Consider the following 6,367-nt stretch of genomic DNA (forward strand, 5'->3'; position numbering starts at 1 on the left):
TAATGTGAAGAGCACAAGTTGGTGACGACGCCTGGGAGATCGGGTCCGGTTGGCAAATTCAAAGTGCTTCGGAATGAATGTGATCCGGACCGAGCTTCCCGAAGTTCTCATCATCGAGCCCAAGTTCTTCGGCGACGACCGTGGCTTCTTCGTCGAGAGCTATCAATTCACTCGCTACATCGCATACGGAATCGCGCGGCCCTTCGTGCAGGACAACATGTCCCGTTCGCGCTACGGCGTGCTGCGGGGTCTGCATTTGCAAAATCCCGTTACCCAGGGCAAATTGGTCGCCGTGCTACGGGGCAAGGTGCTCGACGTCGCCGTCGACATCCGCATCGGGAGCCCGAATTTCGGATGTCACGTGGCCGTCGAGTTGAGCGAGCAGAACCGGCGGCAGCTATGGGTTCCGCGGGGATTTGCGCACGGTTTCCTGGTGCTCTCAGAGACCGCGGACTTTTTCTACAAATGCGATGATTTCTATAGTCCGGAGAGCGAGGTTTCGATCCGCTGGGACGACCCGGCGATCAGTATCAACTGGGGCATTGAAAAGCCGTCGCTCTCGGCCAAGGACGCGGACGCGCCGCTGCTTGCCGACGTCAAAAACCTTCCATTGTATGGGCAAGTCTGATGCGGATACTGTTGACGGGAACCGACGGGCAGGTCGGCGGTGCATTGCAACCAGTCCTGGCTCGACTCGGGACAATCATCGCGCCTAACGTTAATGAGTTCGATTTGTCGAAGCCTGACAGACTGGTCGCGGCGCTCGACACGTTCCAGCCGGATCTCATCATCAACCCAGCGGCCTATACCGCCGTGGACCGTGCGGAGGACGAGCGCGAGCTCGCATTCCGCATCAATGCCGGGGGACCCGGGGTGATCGCCCAATGGTCTGCGAAACGTCGCGTACCGCTGGTGCATTTTTCCACAGACTACGTCTTCGACGGCTCCGGGAAGGCGCCATGGCACGAGGATAGTCAAACGGGGCCGTTGTCGGTCTACGGCGCGAGCAAGCTCGCCGGTGACACCGCCATTTGCGCAGCAGGCGGTCCGCATCTGATTGCACGTACCTCCTGGGTCTACGCCGCCCAAGGAGCCAACTTCCTACGCACGATCGCGCGGCTTGCGATGGAGCGCAGAGAGCTGCGTATCGTTGCTGATCAGATCGGCGCGCCGACCACTGCGAGGACGATCGCCAACGCCATTGCAGATATCGTGCTGCCAAATTTGTCGAACCTTAATGAGCTCTTTGCGCGCAAAGGCGGCGTCGTCAATCTCGTCTGCGCCGGCGAGGCCAGTTGGCATGGCTTTGCGAGCGCGATCGTCGCCGGCCTGAGCTCGCGCGGCCTAAAACTCGAGGTTGAACGCGTCATTCCGATCGCCACGGCCGATTTCCCGACCAAGGCGATACGGCCCGGCAATTCGCGGCTCGACCTGTCGCGCCTGAAGAAACAGTTTGGAGTGACCACGCCGCATTGGCAGGAGGCGTTATCGGTCGAGCTCGACGATTTCGTTGCGTTGCAAGAAAAAGCAGCACGCGCCGAGCCGGCGCGCCAGCTCCAGCAGCGAGCCTATTCGTGACTGAACGGCGGATCGAGCGAAGGGGGCGCGCGGCGGCCTGAAGGACGATGAGGCGCCGCCTCAGAACCCCAACGGCACGTCGCGCGCCGGTTTGAGATGATTGTAGCGAGGGGCGCGTGGCCCGGGCGGCCAGGCGAGGCCGCTGTAGGGAATCCCGTCGCGCGAGAGCTGCGGATTGTAGGTAGGGTCCTCGTTGAGCCATTCACCCCAGCGCGCCCGAAGCAGGTTAAGTTCATGCTCGAACCGACTGCGCCGGTCGGCGCGATCATCCCGCCCGCGGCTGGCTGATTCGGCGTGAACCAACTTCGCATGCGGCGTGAAAACGATACGCTTGCGCGCTTGGCGCAACCGTAAGCAATAGTCGACGTCGTTGAAGGCGACCGCGAAGCGCGACTCGTCCATCCCGCCAACGGCAAGATAGTCGCTGCGTCTGGTTGCGAGGCAGGCCGCAGTCACGGCGCTGCATTGGTGCGCGACAAGGAGCTGATCGAGAAACCCGGGATCATCACCGAATCTGTCGGTAAAGGCATGAGTCGCCGCGAAGTTCATTCCAAGGACGACACCGCCATGCTGAACGACGCCGCCAGGCCAAGTCAGGAGCGCGCCGACCGCACCGACATCAGGCTCGGCGAGCCGCGTGAGCATCTCCTCGAGCCAGTCTTCGGAACTTGCCTCGATGTCGTTGTTGAGGAGACAGAGCACGTCACTGTCGAGTGTTGCTGCGGCTTGATTGTTCAGCCTTGCGAAATTGAAGGGACCTTCGACCCGCAAAGTCCGCACGCCGCGTCTCGCCAAGCCTGCAAGATAGGCGATCGTCTTGGGGTCGGCACTGTCATTGTCGACGACGAGAATATCTGCGCGGCAGCACTCGACCGCCGACGAGATGCTGTCGATACAGGTGCGCAAGAGCGGGAGACGGTCTCGGGTCGGGATGACCACTGTCACGCGCTGGCGCGGAATCGCTCGACCAATTCGAACCGCAGGAAAGAGGTTAACTTGATGCGGGGTGACGTCGGCAGTGACGGCACGTGCGTCGAGGTGCATTTGGCTCGCAGCGGCAAGTTGATGGCTGGCATACGTTCGATCGAGTTTAGGAAGCGTCGCCAGTGCTCCCGGCAGATGAAGGATGTTGTCCGAACGTGGACCAGCGTGATCGAGCAGGCAGTTGAAGAGGCGGTAAAGATTATCGGGACGAACCTCAAGGCCGGCGAGCAGGGCGTCTCGTCGAACAGCAAACAAATGCGCACAATAGCCTTGCTCCAGCATCCTTTCGTAGTCGAATGCAGGAAACGCCAGCGGCCAGAGCCGGCCATCCTCGGCGAGAAAATCGAGGTCTCCGTACAGGGCGATCGCATCCGGATAGGCGTCGAATGCTGCGGCAATGCGGGCCAGGGCATTCGGCTCGAGCACCACACCCGCCATCGCGATGACGATGTGATGTGAATCGGAGGCGGCGCCGTCCAGAAATTCCAACAGAGCGTCGCTGTCGACGGAGAGTAGCTCCCCGTCAATCACGCCTGCCGTCCAACTTTCGTGGATCTGGGTCTCCAGCGCTGCGAGCGTCCGCTCCGCGCCGGGCGCGCCGGCGACGATGACCGCGAGCGAAAGGCCACTTGCTTGCGGCATCGGCAGCGGGAAGCGATCGCACCAATTCACGTAGTCGGAGAACGGAAGCGAGGCGGGAATCAGTTGATCATACAGCTGACCGCGCAGGCGCTCGGCACCGTAGCCGCCGAGCGCGTCGATCATTCCGGCAAGGCCGTCGGGAAAGGCGACAAAGACGGCCGTCGATGGAATTGGCTCACCGTCCTCTCTGCGCAACGAAACGCGGTGAACGCGGCCGTCGGCAAAGCGTCGCGGGGCGTGGAAACCAAAGGCGCGCGCATTCCGGTGTGCCGCAGCTCCCCCAACATGCGTCCAAGCGGTTGCATTAACCTGAGCGACGGCCTCTCCGTCGACGATTGCCTCCAGAAAGAGCGCGGAGTCGCTATCGATCCAGCCCTGGAAATGGAGGCCGCCGAGCCAGCGCAACTGGCACGTCTTGCGCAGATCGGCGCGATTTGCGCACTCGCTCTCCAAATTGACCGATTGGCCGACAGGCGTGCCGAGATTGGCCAGGCGCGCCTCGAGCGTGCGTGCAGCGCGCAGCAGATCGGGCTCAATCGTGATCGCGAATCCGCAACTCGCCTGGTGCGCTTGTTCAGCAAGCTCGGGAACGAAGGCGTCGGCATAGGTTGTGCTGAACACCAGGCCGTCGAGTAAAATCTCGACGCTATAGCGGCGCTCCGGCTCCTGGGCGTCGTAGACAAAGCCGGACAACGTACCATCGCGCGCGAGCTCGAGCCGGCTGACGAGCTTTGGTCTGATCGTCCGTTCGGATGGCTGGCGGGACAGACGCGACATGCTCAAGACCGCGCGACCCAGTCGACCACGAGATCGGCAAGCGCTGCCGCGTTCGCAATGGCAGAAATGGCAAGGTCGCCTTTGCGAGGCTTCAGCGCGCCGCCGGACCAGTCGCGGTAGGCGACTGGCCTTATCGCCTGTTTGGCGGTCTCGACGAGAGGATGGCCGAAGACGGGCTGCTCAAAATCGGTGAGGATCCAGCCCGGATTGTGCGGTCTCAGGACATCGCCAAGTTCGTCCGCAGTAATCGCGCCCGTGACGAAGATATTGGGCCGTGACATCAGCCGATCATCGCCGCAGGTCGCCCCGGCGATAACGATCGGTAGCGATGGTTCGCGCCCCCACAGACGATCGGCCAATATTTTTATCATGCGCATGGATGCGAGCGTTGGCGTCGAGGGAACGATTACAAGGGATTTATCATTGGCCGAGATCGGCGGCAGTGTCAGGAAACATGTGGGCCAGTCATGCAGCACGATCTTGCGATCGGGCCACCTGCTTTGGGCATAGGCCTCTGCCATTTTGCTGGGAACGAAAAGTGGAGCTGTTCCGGAGGATAGGGAGCCAATCTCGCCAATGCTCTCTGATACCAGCCAGCGATCGATCGGAACATCGAGGCACCGGATCAGCTCGATGAGCCGCGGCGGCGGGTTTGGCTCAAGGATCTCAATACGCATCGGGGATAGCCGCCTCAGGATGTCGCCAGAGCTGGCGAGATTTGCCTCCGCGTCGAACCTCAAACGCATGGTCTGCGGCAAGCCTCCGTCGGCAGCTCGGAGATGAAGCACGTTGTTGTCCCGCGAGAGCAGGACCGTGCGCTCGCCATGCAGGCGGAGATGGCGTATTCGCGCGTCCGTTACGGCAGGGCAGGTCCGCTCGCCCGCGAGAACTAGTACCGATGGCTCAGCCGGCCATGGCAGCGCACGCTCAAGAGCGGCGCGCGCCGGCCGTAACGGATCGGCGATTTCAAAGGCGCGGCATTCCTCCCGGTAGTCTGGGAATCGCTGGTCTAAAAAGCTGAGATTGCGAAGCACGAGACCTCGCTTCTCCTCTTGAAACGATTTCGAGCCGTGATGTCCGACATAGACCGACGGCGCGCAAACATTCCGGAAGCCGTTGGTCCGCGCGCGGAGGCAGAGATCGATGTCTTCGAGATAACCGCGATCGAAATTGTCCGAGAGCTCGCCCACACTGTCAAGGCAGGCTCGTGTAATAAAGACGCAGAATCCGATGCCGCTTGCGACATCAATCGCTTTCCCCGCATTAGCTGCGCTGGCGACGCGATCGATTGCGACAATCTCGTCATAGCGCGGCATCGGATTAACGTCGTTCGGCGTTGGAAAGGAAAAGATGTCGCCGTTGTTGGAAAGTGGTGTGACGGTTCCGATGTTTGGCGCCGAATATGCCACGTCGGCCAACCGATCGACGAAGCCGGGCGGAACGAGCGTATCGGAGTTGAGCAGTACTACGTCGCCCCTCTGGATCTCGTTCAGCGCCCGATTGATCGCGCCGACAAAGCCGAGATTGACCGGGTTTACGAGGAGACGAATCTTGCGTTTCGTCGCAAGTTCGCTCAGATGGCGCTGCAGCTCCACTTCCGGGCTGGCATCGTCGATGGCGAGAACCTGAAAGGCGTCTTTACCAGTTCCTTGTGGACGCCTTGCCTTGTCGAGGCTCTCGAAGCATTCGATCGTTGCCCGCGCATCTGCATAGACGGGGACGATAACGGTCGGCAGGTCGACGTTCGGCCCTATTCCAATGGAAGGATCGCGAGCGGCTCGGAGGTTCATCGTCGAAGTGAGGTTAGGCGCCACCCGTCGAACCTGGACGACGTCTTCGCCGCATCTCAGCGTCACGATTTGAGCTGTCGTGGACGGTGGCCGCCGAACCAAGAAGGTTGTTGCCTGCACATCTGGGCTCGCCAGCGCGTGAAACGGATTGGGTTCGAGAATGCTCGTCAGCGTGCCGTCTTCGGTTGCGAGGCTCACTTCGACGAAAAGGGCGTTGGTCCAGGCGATCCAGCCCGTCACGTGATTGTCGAACACAGAGCAGGCCGCCCAATGACGGCCCCCAGCTCGCCGCAGCTCCGCGATGGCAGCTCGAAGGATGGCCGGGCTGCCTTCGCGGCATATTAGTTGAGCGGCTGCGGCCAGTCGCCGTTCGTCGGCAGCCCACGCCAGCATCCGGCGGTTGGCGCCGACATCAAAAGGATCGACAAGACGCGCCCGCGCAAGATCCGACAGCGCAGCTTCGCTAAGTCCGAGCCCCCAAGCAGCTTCCGCGCGGAGAACGAAGCAGTGAGCTGCTGGTGGAGGCGAAACTCGAATGCGTCGATCGGCGTATTTGAGCGCCGTCGCGAACTCCCGCCTGGTCAACGCCTCAGCTG

Annotated in this window: 4 protein-coding genes; 2 read left to right on the forward strand and 2 right to left on the reverse strand. The window is 61.6% G+C overall.

What is annotated here, in order from left to right; genetic code table 11:
- Positions 1-73 precede the first annotated feature (73 nt).
- Complete coding sequence (rfbC, locus tag CV770_RS33410) at positions 74-628, forward strand: dTDP-4-dehydrorhamnose 3,5-epimerase (RefSeq protein ID WP_104465378.1); 555 nt, start codon at positions 74-76, stop codon at positions 626-628.
- On the forward strand, positions 628-1,578 hold the full coding sequence (gene rfbD, locus CV770_RS33415) for a dTDP-4-dehydrorhamnose reductase (protein WP_104465379.1): 951 nt from the start codon (positions 628-630) through the stop codon (positions 1,576-1,578). The genes rfbC and rfbD overlap by 1 nt, the downstream gene beginning before the upstream one ends.
- Positions 1,579-1,638: 60 nt before the next feature.
- On the opposite strand, the gene CV770_RS33420 is transcribed toward rfbD, so the two are convergent.
- Together CV770_RS33420 and CV770_RS33425 are read right to left on the reverse strand one after the other, a co-directional pair.
- A complete protein-coding gene (locus CV770_RS33420; protein WP_104465380.1) occupies positions 1,639-3,981 on the reverse strand; it encodes a glycosyltransferase family 2 protein in 2,343 nt (780 codons plus the stop codon).
- A 2-nt stretch (positions 3,982-3,983) separates the two neighbouring features.
- Positions 3,984-6,367: glycosyltransferase family 2 protein (locus CV770_RS33425; protein ID WP_245453925.1), on the reverse strand; the 2,384-nt coding region annotated here is incomplete at its 5' end.

Origin of the sequence: Bradyrhizobium sp. AC87j1 (genome assembly GCF_002936975.1) — a bacterium.
GTDB lineage: Bacteria > Pseudomonadota > Alphaproteobacteria > Rhizobiales > Xanthobacteraceae > Bradyrhizobium > Bradyrhizobium shewense.

What these genes read in the sequence shown, in the direction of transcription:
- rfbD (WP_104465379.1), top strand. Translation starts at nt 628, where the DNA reads ATGCGGATACTGTTGACGGGAACCGACGGGCAGGTCGGCGGTGCATTG.
- rfbC (WP_104465378.1), top strand. Translation starts at nt 74, where the DNA reads ATGAATGTGATCCGGACCGAGCTTCCCGAAGTTCTCATCATCGAGCCC.
- CV770_RS33420 (WP_104465380.1), bottom strand. Translation starts at nt 3,981, where the DNA reads ATGTCGCGTCTGTCCCGCCAGCCATCCGAACGGACGATCAGACCAAAG.